The 12144-nt window shown below is 53.5% G+C and carries 13 protein-coding genes and 1 pseudogene; 8 read left to right on the top strand and 6 right to left on the bottom strand.

Translation table 11 applies throughout. The features are described from left to right. Nucleotides 1–628: 628 nt before the first annotated feature. Both LJF34_RS23765 and LJF34_RS23760 read left to right on the top strand, forming a co-directional pair. On the top strand, nucleotides 629–1195 hold the full coding sequence (locus LJF34_RS23765) for a helix-turn-helix domain-containing protein (RefSeq protein ID WP_231188371.1): 567 nt from the start codon (nucleotides 629–631) through the stop codon (nucleotides 1193–1195). Continuing rightward, nucleotides 1195–1725 carry a hypothetical protein gene (locus LJF34_RS23760; protein WP_231188370.1) on the top strand — a complete coding sequence of 177 codons (531 nt, stop codon included), beginning with the start codon at nucleotides 1195–1197 and terminating at the stop codon, nucleotides 1723–1725. Before LJF34_RS23765 ends, LJF34_RS23760 begins: the two co-directional genes overlap by 1 nt. Before the next feature lie 24 nt (nucleotides 1726–1749). Here the strand turns inward: LJF34_RS23760 and LJF34_RS23755 are convergent, their stop codons facing one another. Both LJF34_RS23755 and LJF34_RS23750 read right to left on the bottom strand, forming a co-directional pair. Next, the gene (locus LJF34_RS23755) at nucleotides 1750–2199 is read right to left on the bottom strand and encodes a PIN domain-containing protein (protein WP_231188369.1); all 450 of its coding nucleotides are present in this window, start codon (nucleotides 2197–2199) and stop codon (nucleotides 1750–1752) included. Continuing rightward, nucleotides 2192–2545 carry a DeoR family transcriptional regulator gene (locus LJF34_RS23750; protein WP_231188368.1) on the bottom strand — a complete coding sequence of 118 codons (354 nt, stop codon included), beginning with the start codon at nucleotides 2543–2545 and terminating at the stop codon, nucleotides 2192–2194. Before LJF34_RS23750 ends, LJF34_RS23755 begins: the two co-directional genes overlap by 8 nt. Before the next feature lie 83 nt (nucleotides 2546–2628). Between LJF34_RS23750 and LJF34_RS23745 the strand changes: the two genes are divergently transcribed. Continuing rightward, nucleotides 2629–2877, top strand: coding sequence for a hypothetical protein (locus LJF34_RS23745; RefSeq protein ID WP_231188367.1), 249 nt, complete (start codon nucleotides 2629–2631; stop codon nucleotides 2875–2877). Between the two features lie 890 nt (nucleotides 2878–3767). Here LJF34_RS23745 and LJF34_RS23740 read toward each other — a convergent pair. The 3 genes from LJF34_RS23740 to LJF34_RS23730 form a co-directional block, all read right to left on the bottom strand. Beyond that, nucleotides 3768–4538 (bottom strand): hypothetical protein, encoded by a 771-nt coding sequence (locus LJF34_RS23740; protein ID WP_231188366.1) that lies wholly within the window; start codon nucleotides 4536–4538, stop codon nucleotides 3768–3770. Between the two features lie 302 nt (nucleotides 4539–4840). Beyond that, complete coding sequence (locus LJF34_RS23735) at nucleotides 4841–5449, bottom strand: hypothetical protein (RefSeq protein ID WP_231188365.1); 609 nt, start codon at nucleotides 5447–5449, stop codon at nucleotides 4841–4843. Between the two features lie 33 nt (nucleotides 5450–5482). After that, nucleotides 5483–5845: a hypothetical protein gene (locus LJF34_RS23730; protein WP_231188364.1), complete on the bottom strand. Its 363-nt coding sequence runs from the start codon at nucleotides 5843–5845 to the stop codon at nucleotides 5483–5485. Nucleotides 5846–6079: 234 nt separating this feature from the next. Between LJF34_RS23730 and LJF34_RS23725 the strand changes: the two are divergent. The 3 genes and pseudogenes from LJF34_RS23725 (at nucleotide 6080) to LJF34_RS23715 (ending at nucleotide 8272) form a co-directional block, all read left to right on the top strand. Next, nucleotides 6080–6761 (top strand): annotated as a pseudogene (locus LJF34_RS23725) (AIM24 family protein). A gap of 228 nt (nucleotides 6762–6989) precedes the next feature. Continuing rightward, nucleotides 6990–7802: a MarR family winged helix-turn-helix transcriptional regulator gene (locus tag LJF34_RS23720; protein ID WP_231188363.1), complete on the top strand. Its 813-nt coding sequence runs from the start codon at nucleotides 6990–6992 to the stop codon at nucleotides 7800–7802. Between the two features lie 146 nt (nucleotides 7803–7948). Continuing rightward, nucleotides 7949–8272 carry a hypothetical protein gene (locus LJF34_RS23715; protein ID WP_231188362.1) on the top strand — a complete coding sequence of 108 codons (324 nt, stop codon included), beginning with the start codon at nucleotides 7949–7951 and terminating at the stop codon, nucleotides 8270–8272. A 576-nt stretch (nucleotides 8273–8848) separates the two neighbouring features. Here LJF34_RS23715 and LJF34_RS23710 read toward each other — a convergent pair. Further along, nucleotides 8849–9112, bottom strand: coding sequence for a HalOD1 output domain-containing protein (locus LJF34_RS23710; protein ID WP_231188361.1), 264 nt, complete (start codon nucleotides 9110–9112; stop codon nucleotides 8849–8851). Between the two features lie 1152 nt (nucleotides 9113–10264). Between LJF34_RS23710 and LJF34_RS23705 the strand changes: the two genes are divergently transcribed. Both LJF34_RS23705 and LJF34_RS23700 read left to right on the top strand, forming a co-directional pair. Next, nucleotides 10265–10672, top strand: coding sequence for a DUF4184 family protein (locus LJF34_RS23705; RefSeq protein WP_231188360.1), 408 nt, complete (start codon nucleotides 10265–10267; stop codon nucleotides 10670–10672). A 749-nt stretch (nucleotides 10673–11421) separates the two neighbouring features. Further along, on the top strand, nucleotides 11422–12102 hold the full coding sequence (locus tag LJF34_RS23700) for a hypothetical protein (RefSeq protein WP_231188359.1): 681 nt from the start codon (nucleotides 11422–11424) through the stop codon (nucleotides 12100–12102). Nucleotides 12103–12144 lie beyond the last annotated feature (42 nt).

Below are 12144 nucleotides of genomic sequence, written 5' to 3'. Positions count from 1 at the left end.
TAGTTTCGACTACCGAGGATTGTCTTGTCCTCTCAGTTATCTCCTGGTGCCACAACGACGAAATTGGAAACAGGATAAGAGTGAATGATAAATAAGATATGGCGATGGGTATTACTGTAGAACGTGACTGCGGCATGGTTTTCGCTGTGGCTTCAATCTAATACTAAATTGAAAAGAGGCCAGATTTTTTAATATGGTGAGTCGGAAAGGAAGATTGATATGGCATTTCCCGCCATTGTACGTCGGTGGTTCTCTGCGAATGAGAGCCTTATTCATGAGTGTCGGCATTGCGGAATGACGCTTGAAACTACCGAACAGCGGTGCTCTACCTGCGATTCGACTGAAATCGTAGTCTACGATGTTTCGTAATCCCGCTCTGACGTAGGTGTCTGCTAGCATAATCTACACTCGTGGGAGTGCCTCTGACGGTGATATCATCGATCAGCGAACGCTCACGAAAAGCGCGGATATACCGGCCGACGATACACCAGAGACACCAACGGCCCCCCTGACCGATCACAGCAGCACGCAACGAACGTGGCCGCCGAGTACTCCCCGACTTGTGGTTTTCGATACCATTCCGTCGCAGGACAAAAGTTAATACACTATCCATAGAACATGTATTGTGATGTCGACGGACGACCAAATCTCGACGACTCCCAACCACGAGGAGACATTCAACGACCTCCTCACCTACGCTGAACTCCTGAACACACCCCAACTGGCCCGCCTCTACATTTACATTCTCCAAAACGGGCCAGTCGCAATCGAGACGATCAAAACGGATCTCGACATGGCTCATTCGACGACCTACAAATACATCGGGCAACTCGAAGAAATGGGCGTGCTGTCCCGGAACGATGACGAAACACCAGCAATGGTCACAGTGGAACCGATTCGCCTCCAAATCGAAACCGAGCATGGCGACGTGACTGCAACACCAACGCTCATCGACGCGATTGGCCGCCAACACGATACAGAGGATATTCGTGTCTTTGTCGAGCGACAGGGCATTGCCAAACTGGCCGCAGCGCTCCACTACACGCTCCGGGTCATGAACGGTGATCTCACACAACGGACTGGAGCATCCAAACTCGGTGTTCACCCCGTCGAGGGAATGACTGTCTTCACTGCGTTACAGGATGTCGTCGAAGAGGCGGCTGACTACGATCCCTATCTGGAGCAGGCTGAATAATGGTAGGGGCGGAGATTCCGAGCGACAGTACTGCGATTATCGACAGTAGTGTTCTGTTCGCAATGGGCGGACCGTCGAACGAGAAATACCAAGCGTTCGAACGATTCGTCCGCCAGCGAAATCTCACCGTCACAGTCCCAGAACAAGTTGCTGCGGAGTTAGGTGAGAGTCCCGATGCATATGCCTACCAGCGCGATCGATTGCGAGCAGCCCAAGATGCAGGATGGCTAGAGCCGGGTCGGATTGACTTCTCAACTCCTCGTGTTCCGGAAGTCGTCGACAAAACGCGAAGACGGATGTTGAGTCTCTCAGCCAATGACGTCACGGAAGACGAGATCGAGAAAACGGATACTATTCTCGCTGGATTGGCCTATCAATACGTCGCCGAAGGTCAAACTCACGTTGCAGTACTCGTGAGCGATACGATTGCAGAACAGGCTATTCGAGATGCCTTAGTAGCCGTTGGTGTAGAGGACCGAATATCGGTCGTCGAGGGGCGAGTGCTGTTGAACGATCTTATTGACCGATAGCTGTGATAAACCACTATCTCTCGTTCACTCCGGAAAGTGAATGTCCGCAGGCACACGAGTCAACCCAAGCGTCGTGAAATCCCGATCAAAGGCAAAGATATGGTCGATCTCATATTCACGAGCCAGTACCGCACTCGTGTGATCAACGAACGAAATCTGCTGGTCGTCATACCGCTCGAACTCATCACACGCCGCAGCAAACACACCCTCACCAACGGGAAGAATATTGAAACTCTCCGAACGCCGAATCGTCTGAAGCACATCCACCGCCGTCTTGTGGTTAACCTTCCGAGTGGTGAGTGTGGCTAACTCCGAGAGCACGTACCGACTCGTGAACAACGGCTGATACGGAATCGCTTCACGGTGAAGCGCATCAAACACGGATTGGGCTTTCTCATGCCGTCCAGCACGGGTGTTTACCCACGCAAAGAATGCCCCTGTATCGATGAACAAGGGCTGTGGCTGTTCACTCATCGCCACCGTAGAGGATATCGTCGATCTCGTCCTCCTCGACCGGCTCTCCAGCAGCTGGCTTCAGCGACCAAAATGGATCGTCTGCATTGATCCCGCTCGGTTCCGTTGTATCCTCGTCGATCCACCAGATGACTGCCCCCGCCCCAACCTTCCGACGTTCGATTAGTCCCTGCTCATGGAGCTGAACGAGTTTCTGGCGGGCTGCTTCCGATGAGTAATCCAGTCGTTCGCTCAGTTCCTTTGCCGTGACGACCGGGTCACTGGCTTCACGCATCGCCCGAAGGACGGCATCCAGGGTGAGTGTCTGGACGTATCGACCAGTATCTCGGTTCCGTTCTCGGCTCATATCCGCCTCTAGTATTTCGACGGGTGTATGCCTATTGGTGCGAAGCAAGAGGACAAGCTTTATTACCATTTGGTGCGTAGCAATTGGCAAGGAAGAACGGTGCCCTCGGGCGTGTAGAAACGCGCCGGGTGTTAGTGCACCCGGCACCGGTCTTCCGTGATGACGCCAAGAAGACCATGTCAACGAAAACGCCTAGTGAACTTGAAGCTGACGAGACGGCACAGAAACGCGCACAGGCCGAACAATTTGCCTTCGACGTCAATGCCCCTGGAATGGTCGAAGTCACCGAGAGCCACGAGAATCCCGCAGACCACCAGTACACAGTCTCCTGAAGCTCGGTGCTGCACACAGAGCTCTTGGAACGATCCTCGCCCGAGCAACATCGCTTCGTGCCGAGATCAAACGTTCGTTCCGCGAGAGCGTTCAGAACCTTCTGTCCTGGGCACTCACCAGTCCGAATCAAAACACCGACGAACTAATGCACCAGATCGAAGGTATGTTCGTCTAACGTGCGAAGTCAAGTAGTTAAGCGATTCTGTTGTAGAGTGGCGCTTCAACGTCTCTAACGGGAGTGGCTAACGAATCTCCCCGCCTCATCATGACTAGGTGTTCGGTGAAGCAATCGAGTTCAGTCTTCTCATGGTGCAGCTGATCTCACTCTCAAGAATCAGTCACTTACGAATAGTGCATAAAACGCCGCCAATCGTACCACTGTCGCTTGGTTTTTCTTATCTAGACTGTGTCGCTTCTCACAAACTCAATGCCTACAAAAAATACACGGGTCAAACAAACCACGAGCTGGGAGCCGATCTATCCGACGTATCGCGAGGGATTGACGCAAGTTGTGAACACCTGGACGAACGACGGTACGGTGCATGAAACATCGGACGGCTATGAATGGACCCAAAACTAGACCCTCCCCTGGAAGTGATTACATGACTATCCCAGTCGACCGTCGCACTCGTTGTCAAGAAACGAGCCCTCGTCCGGAGAATTCGGTGTCCCCAGTAAGAGAGGGCCAGTAATGGAATTTGGCGAGCCACCGTTGGAAGCGAACCAAATTCACCCGGAGGCACAGGCTGCTGGCGAGTCCGTCTGTCTCTCGCTTATTGCACTGCATTCTGACGCTGAAGGGTGAGCCATTTCAAGCTCCATTCGATTCGTCAGCTCTCCAGCAGAGTGCTACTCTCGGTTGCCCTCGTTCGGCGTCGGCGTTGGACCGCTATCTCCGCTCGAAGTCGACGAGTTCGACTTCGAGTTCGAGTTCACCCTCGTCGGTATACGTGGCCGCGTAGGGGGCGATCCCCCCCTCCGAGCCGCGGATGCAGCTTTCCTGGGTAACTTCGCCGTCGAGGGTCGTCCGGACGAAGGAGCACTCTAGTCCCGCGTAGGTGCGCTTTTCGGTAACCTCGGTGACTTGCGTACCTTCATCGGTGGAGCTCTGCTTGCGGTTGCCAACAGTCGGGTCGGTAAAGCCCATCTCGAAGAGATACATCAGCGAGACGCCCTGGAGCGTGGCGATAGGCGCGTACGCTTCATTGAAGAACAACGGGGCGGAGAATTCGTCGGCGGGCCCGGTGGTGCTCGATTGGAACTGCTCGCTGCCGAACTCGTAGTCTACGCTCCTGGTCAGCTCGCCATCATCGGTGGCTCTGACGTCGTACACCAGCCGCCCGGTGACCTGCTCGCCAGTCTCCTTATCCATCCCCGCGAGGTCGAACTCGTAGTAACCTGGTTCGCTCAGGTTGAACCAATTGTCCTCCACCCCAGAACCCTCGCTGCCCATCGATCTGGACCCAGCCCCCTCTCCATTGCCATCCCTCTCGTCATCGTTTTCGGACGCCGCGGTCGTGGCGTCGCCTGCCTCGCCGTTGGCCCCGTCGTTCGGGGTGTCTGCCTCCGCGACTCCGGCATCATCGCCCGCGTCGCCATCTCCGCCAAGGCCGCCGATCCCCGTACAGCCCGCGAGGACGACCGCGAGGGCCAGTGCCAACGTCGCAAGAACGCGCGTATTCCACTTCGTGTTTAGTAGTCGATTCCGCCCGTTTCGTCCATCTCGTCCGTTTGATTCGTGCATGAGTTCGCGATTTGTGTCGTGATTTCTGTTCGTTGTCGGTCGTCTCCATCGGATATCGATCCGTCTTTGCTTGGCTATTCCTCAACGACGAACGAGTCGATGGTGCTTTCGGCATCGCCCGCCGTGAGCGCCCCCACGTCGATCCCGTTCTGTACGTTCGTCTGTTGATTCCGCGGTCGTTCGGGTTTTTTTGTGCTGCATTGTGATTCTGTCCGTGGTTAGCTCGCCCCGAGGGCGAACGATTCGACGATCCGTGCGGCGACCGCTTCGAGCCGGTCGGCGTCGTTCCAGTCTACCCCGAGGGTGTACCCGGTCGTGCCGTCGAGAACGAACAGATACGCGAGCCGCCAGCGCTCGTCGAACGCGTTACGGTAGGCGTATTCGACCGCCCGGCCGGTTCCGCCGGCTTCGAGTGCGACGTCCCGTCGGTTGAGCGCCTCAACCGCACGAACGTATTCGTCGGCCGCAAGCTCGTCGAGAAACGCCGCGACGTACTCCCCAAGGGTGAGGGCGAGTCCTTCGTCGACGTAGACCACTGCGCCCGCCGACCCCCTGCGAGTGCCGAACGACGCTCCGCCCGTCGGCTCCGCTTCGACGAGCCACTCTGCGGGATAGGCGATCCGGTAGCCGTATTCGTCGTCGGTGTACGTTCTGAACGTCATTTTCCCGTTTGATCCCGCGCAGTCGCTCTCGTGGTCCTCAGTTCCGTCTCCGTCGCTGCTGGACCGGCTGTCGCCAGAACTCCGATCGGCGCTCGTGCGTGTCGCCCTAGCGGCGACGAACCGACACGTCCGCTCCTCGAATGGCCACTTGGCGATGTCCGCCATCTCTCCTCCCGATTCAAGGTCATCTCTGTTCCCTCAGACAAGCTTATCCGCGATGCCCGCCGTCACCGGGAGCCGCGGGCTCTCGCCCTGGTAGGTCTTGGTCATCAGGTAGACCCACGCGGTGAACCCGCCCAGCGCGAGTACCAGCCAGACGAGACCGAGTACCAACGAGACGATACTCCCGATGAAGAACGTGTTCGTACTCGTGAACACCACTGTCGTGATGGCCGTTCCGATGACGCTCACTGCGATGTACGCCACGAAGAGCAGTCCCGTCACGAGACCGAACAGGTACGACAGTGCCCCCGCGACGTTCTCGTCCAGTCCTGAGTCGCTTTCCACGGCCGGTGCCACGGTTTCGGTCTCCGTGTTGATGTCTTGTGTAGTGCTTGCCATTGGTTTCTCCAAGGTTTGTTTTGTCGCTGGCCGTCGTTCGTCCGCACGAACGCCGCGATTCTCTTCGCCAACGAGGATGGCAACGCGAGAGATCAGATTATACGCATCGAGTAGGAAAATATCGGTAGCTGGGATCGTTTCAGGCATTGAAACGAATTCACTCGGTGAGTAGATCTAGGTACAGGTAACCATTCCTACTAGAGCCACTCGGAAACCGGCTCGGAGAACACACCAATGGACCTCGATGAATTCGTGCATTCGCACGGCCCGGAAAGGACCGGAAAGACCTTCGAACTCGAAAGCTCGAAACTGCTGGACATCTCGTTAGACGGGAACGTCATGGCGAAAGCAGGGTCGATGATCGACTATCACCAGCGATGTTTCCTTCGAGCGCAAGTCCACAGGCGGGCTGAAGGGGATGTTGAAAAGGAAAGTGACCGGCGAGGGCGCCGTGATGCGGGCGGCAGGGAACGGTCATCTCTACCTTGCCGACGAAGGGAAGGAAGTTCAAATCCTGGAACTCAACGCTGATGCCGAGATCAGCGTCAACGGCAACGACGTGTTGGGGTTCGAGGACAGTATCACCTGGGACATCAAGATGATGAACTCCATTGCTGGCACTTCTCCCGGTGGGCTGTTCAATGTCTATCTCAAGGGCCCGTGGCACATCGCGATCACAACCCACGGAAAGCCGCTCGTCATTCCAACGCCGGTCACCACTGATCCCAACGCGACCGTCGCTTGGAGCGACAACATCTCGCCCACCTTGAAGCACGACCTGAACATCAAGAGGTTCCTCGGACGCTCGGTGGGAGAGACCTTTCAGCTCCGTTTCGATGGACAGGACGGGTTCGTCATCGTCCAACCGTACGAGGAACTACAACCCGACCCGAGCGGTGCGAGTAGTACCGGTTAGGGGATTGGTATCAACGACCTTCTTTGATCCCATAGCTACTGAAAGAATGGTCCCGTCGTCGTTCATGCGGGCTCGTTTTTCTGTGCCGGCTGCTTTCCAATAGAAAGCTTAGCGCTGTTAGTATAATCTGAAACGGTACAAAATATATCCACACCGTTTCTTCCGACACCATCCAATCGCACTGGAGAAAGACTGATATATAGTAAATCATAACTACCGTCTATAGGAATGGACACCGAGCGGCTCATCGAGCTCATCAGGCGGGCTCCAGTACTCGAAGCATTGGCCGATAAGGGCACGATGGATCGCCGGGAGCTAGAACAGCACCTGTCAGTGTCGAAATCCACCGTTCATCGGTTCACTCACTCGCTCAGGGAGAGTGATCTGATCGAGCGATCTGGTGGCGAGTTCGTACTCACGGCGCTAGGCGAGGTGGCTGCCGCGGAGGCTACTGCGTTCGGAACAACCATTGAGACAGCGTGGGAACTCGCACCGATTCTAGAGGGCGCCAAAGCACACGGTGTGGACTTCGACGTAACGGTCTTTACCGGCGCAACCGTGACGACCGCTGCACCCGGCAATCCTTATCGCCCGGTGAATCGGTTCATGTCACTGGTGAGTGAAACCGATACACTGCGCGGTCTCGATCCAACCACGATCAACCCACTGCATCTCGACGATATCCAAAACCGCATCGTAGACGGCATGGAGACCGACGCTGTCTTTCCCACAGCGGTCGTCAAGGAACTCCTCACGTCCAATCCAGAACGGGCGAAGAAGGCATTTGAGAGCGGGAATCTCACGCTCCGGGTCCACGACGACCTGCCGTTCGGGCTGACGATTTGTGATGATCGGGTTGGAGTCGGTATTTACAGCACCGAGACGGGGTTGTTGCGAACGTACGCTGACACTGACGCACCCGCTGCACGCAAGTGGGCTGAGGGGGTGTACGCGGACTACCACGAGGAGGCGACCGAACTCGTAGAGCACGCTGGACTCTCTCAATTGCCGCCCCTCCAAGCGCTTGAGGACGGCAGCTAATACACCAGTTGGTCAAAGAACGATCAGCACCAATAGATTGGCACTGACGGTCGCCAACAATGGGTAGCTGACACTACGTGGCACGTGTCTATTGAGTGAGCCGAGGATTTACTGACGAGCCACGAGAGCACCACGTGAGACGACTGATGGGTGTGGACAAGCGAACCACACATAAACCGGTGGGAGAGATCGGACTGGTAGGCGCAGTAAGCATTCTAGCAGGATTCATTCTTGGAGCCGGCATCTTCGTTCTACCAAAACGCTTCTCCTTCGACGTCGATGCCCCCGGACTCATCGAAGTCACCGAGAGCCACGAGAATCCCGCAGACCACCAGTACACCGTCTCCATCGACGATGTGACCGACGAACTGATGGCTTGCACATGTTTGTCAAAAGCGGGTAGCGTGGATGATGCCACCTCGCAACTACATGGGGAAGCATCCATGGCGCTGTCTACTCCCCGGACATGAATTGTCATGTAAAAAGAAAAGTATGTATTGACGCAAAATGCGTTTTCTGCCCGAGAATCGGACTGTTGTCACTGAAATGACCGCAGTACTCGAATTAGTCACATCCTCCTCAAACCACCGGTGTGCATACGGTCGTCCAGTTCCAAGAGTATCCGCCACTCTCCGAGCAGTCACTGCCGGAACCTCTGACTCGCGAATTACCCGAAAGATTTCGTCATCAGTGTTCCGAATTAATAGTTGTTTTAACTATCTCGCCACTGTTCTTTTGTAGTATTATTCCATCCGATAGGCACTGTCTAGATAAGGAGCTAACCTAGACAGTGCCCGCTCTAGTTAGTAGTCTGGACTAACGACAATTGGTCCGTGGAACTCCTCTTTTACTCACCCGTACAAAGAGTGTGATAGAACTAATAAGTAGGGTGATGGCGCTAGGTTCTGCCTTATCAGTGCCCAACTCGAATTACAGGTTAGCATACTATCGTAATTTCAAACGAAGAATACTCTCTTTGATCACTACCGGATCGGATCGAACGAGGTTACCATCAGCTTTTGTGATTAGCAGACATCAGCAATGCCCTACGAATCCAGGTCAACAACGGAAACGGTGCAATCAGAATGAATCGTGACACGGTGGCCAATATACTCAAAGCTCACTTTGGGTGAGTCATGCTGATAGAGCGCTTCAAGGGCATCAGGATCAATCGCTGCATAGAGGGGTGTCGCAGGCTCCGTTCCATTCGCTTCAGTCACTGCCGTCACCACGGCAGCAGTGACTGACTCGGTGTCTGGAAGTGTCGCTCGTATCGATGGCTTTGGCTGCGACGATGACGTGCTTTCCATACACTCTGCTCAGGGAGGGTGTGCTAATAGGTTTTAGGTGCTGTTCGGTAGCGTATCGCACACTCTTCAATCACTCTCAAAGTACCGAATACTCTTCCTCGATAACCTCCCTCGCTCCCACCTACCAACAACCACTAGTCAATCCGCACTCACAACTTCGCACACCCTGTGGACAGTCGGCCGGCAGAAACAGCGCTCACCCTGACATCACACACCCCGTTTTTCAAGTGAAATTCACCATCACAGACAGTCGACGTCTGCTACTCAGACAGTCCACTAGTACCACACCACATTTCCGGAGTAAATCAGCTATATTCTACTGGGAGACGTCTTCTCCTTCCTCAATCACTCTCGCTCTTACAGACAGTCTCATTGGCTCACTTCCAGTGATACTCCGGCTGCTGGTTCTCGGGAATCAGCCTGTTGGTCTAATTCGCCCCACTTCACAAGAACACGCTCCGCTAGCGCCGTCAGGACGATGGCGCTAGATTCGCTGTCTGCGGGTCGTTGGGACGATGATGGTGGCTGATCGCGAGTCAGTCTGAATCCGTGCAGGCACCGTCTCACTGCTCCTGGTGTAGTGCTTGTAATGGGCCATCTGCACCCGCTGCACCTTGATGAGTGGGTGATGAACTTTCTCGCTGATTTTCACTGACTCCCGCGAACGCTTTCGGCTCTCCCTCACTCTCTCATTCGTTCGCTTTCCCGCGATACAGGTGCTAACAGGCGTTAGTATATTATACTAACCCCTGTGTATTCACTTTCGGTATGGCTAGCATGAACCCACCTAACCATTTGATATAGATCGGCGACAACGAGCGTGGGAATTGATGGCAGTAATCGCCACCAAGCTAGAAGTGCTATCCGGTAGTCTGCTCGATGCGATTGACAATGTCCTCACTGACGAGGACAAACAAGAAGACTGAATCTGATTTCCTGCCGCCTAAATCCATAAGCGGCAGTGGAATCCTCCCGGTAGCCCCGGATCAATCTATGCGCAACGCTTTCTCACCCTGAATCTGAGATAATTGTAACGAACGGTCTGCACGCTATCGATACTGCCGAATGGCGGTATTAGTGACCACAATCACGAACTAACCGAAAGTTATAATTATAGTAAAAATTAAATGAATTTATGATTACTCTGTTAATATGCCTCTGACGCCCTTCCACCTCGGTGTTGGCGTGTTCTTTGGCGTTGCGCTCTTTCGCTGGCTCGATTTCCCAACGCTCTGCATTGGGGCGATGATTGTTGATCTGAGGGCGATCGCAATCTATTTCGGACCCTTCACCGGGAATCTCCGTGGTCCCCTACATACAGTGCTTGGCGGCACGCTCTTAGCTGGGCTCTTTGCTGTGGTTATGTACAAAACGAAGCCATTTTGGAACCGACTTGGTGCACCCTTCGGCCTTGCACAAGAGCGATCACGGTATCGGATCGTGGCCGCGAGCCTCATTGGGATCTACAGCCATCTCATTCTCGATGCAATCATGCATGCAGATAAGCAGCCTCTCTACCCTCACGGAAAATCCCTTGCTTGGCCTCCTGTTTCTCTCTGACATCTATATCATCTGTGTCGCCGGATTCCTCTTTGGTGGAATTCTGTATCTGATTCATCTCTACCGCTGGCGAAGAGGCAGTTTCCACATGAGTTATTGACCCCCACCGACGGATCGGTGCCTCGCTTGTCGTCGCGCAGCATTCTATCGAGCTAAGAACCACGTATATATTCAGGGACATACAGTTGCGACGATTGCGGTGGGTCGCTGCGGGTTGAGGAGGCCACTGAATGAGTCCGAAACGCTGTCCGGTGTGCGGCCAAACGGTGCTGGTAACGACGACTCGCGGCCCGTCGGCGATCACGATCTCTCCCTGTGACCGCTCTCGTGTGGCGAGTGGCTCATGGAGTTCTTCGCTGAATCTGACGACTGACGCCCCCGACGGTTCGGCCCTCCTCATTCTTTCCTTCGTTCATTTTCGAATGGAGCAGGTGCTGACACTAGTTAGTAGATTATACCAATTTCAACGAATCTTCTACGTACTGGCTAGTGAATGTTTACGGAATATCTTAGCGAAGAACCTTCCAGTGATGACGGCAACAGTGGCAATAACGTGGAAACTAATAGTGACCTTTCGTCCATGTTCAACTTCGTATGGTGAAATGATTATCAAATATTAGGGATGAAAATTTTCATTATATATAATTTATTTTTATAGAGATATTAAATAAGTTATTCTTCCAATATCTAATAACAATAAGGATGAATTAGAAAATTTTTAATATAGGATGCGAGTACTTATTTTTGCAATGTCCGATAAAATGAAGCAAGAAAGTAAGGTGAACCATTCATATGACCGACGATCGGTTTTGAAGCTCTCTGGCACTGCGTTAGCCGCTGCTGTCGTTCCCGCAACTGCTTCGGCAAACAAGCCAGTTTCTGCAAAGATGGTGGACTCCTCGAATCCGGAGAGCACTGAGGAGTTCGTTAAACGAAGTCTTGAACTTGGCGAAACTAAGGAGGTTGCTAACGCATATCAAGATCTCTCCAAAGAGCAACTTGGTGTACTCAGAGATGCGATTAATCGTTTGAGTAGTTATGATCTTGAAGTCGATGAGCGTACAACGTCGTCGGATGTCACGACAATGGCTATTCCTATCTCAAAAACAGCAACTCTTCGTAAAAAGATTGCTGGGCAAACAGTACACAAAACTAATCACACTCTCGATATGACCATTTCGGGAGGGAAGGTTCGTAGTGCGAATAACTCTTCAAGTGGAAATGCACCCGTTCCACTCTGGCATCACAAGGGTCTCACCGGAAATTATCTCGACATTCAGAATAATAATAGCAAGGCAGTTTCCACTAGAATTCATCGATATGTACACTCCGTCGCTGGCCAAGTGATTACTACAGATGCTGCTACTATCGACATTTCCGGCTATGGAGGCGGCGGATTTAATGTTCGTAAAAACATCACTCACCCATAGATAGTAACAAGCATACGTTCGTCAGTCAAAACATACTTATTT

It is taken from the genome of Haladaptatus sp. DYF46, assembly GCF_021083305.1.
Taxonomy (GTDB): Archaea; Halobacteriota; Halobacteria; order Halobacteriales; family Haladaptataceae; genus Haladaptatus.
Note: the sequence above shows the minus strand (reverse complement) of the source record. Positions and strands in the feature narration are given on the sequence as shown.